The 331-nt window shown below is 52.3% G+C and carries 1 protein-coding gene; it reads right to left on the bottom strand.

Annotated features, from left to right (window positions below):
- A partial coding sequence (locus AC1RPX_RS07845; protein ID WP_481763337.1) for a glycoside hydrolase family 19 protein occupies window positions 1-331 on the bottom strand: 331 nt, incomplete at both ends.

The following is a 331-nucleotide window of genomic DNA, read 5'->3' as shown; positions in this document are numbered from 1 at the left end:
ATTGATTTTTTGCGTAACTGCGGTATACGCGTCCTGATCCGCAAGCGCGCTCAAGCCGTTGGCGCTCCAGAACCATGCAGCGCTCATAAAGAAATCGGCTGGTTGCGTTACCAATTCAGGATTACTTACTATTCGCTGATCGCCATAAACAGCTGCACTGTACGCACTGTAATTTGCGCGGCCTGTCAGATGAAAGGCACCGCGCCCTCGGAACGTCCAACCATCACCAGATGCGACATCTCCATTACCCATGCGCGATGCGTACACCAGATTCGCAAGCTTCTGCGGGTTATTTGTGTAATTTGGAGCGTACGCCTTGCTGGAATCCGAC

Source organism: Dellaglioa sp. CoH-56-MRSF-14, assembly GCF_056782115.1.
This window is presented reverse-complemented; position numbering and strand designations above follow the sequence as displayed.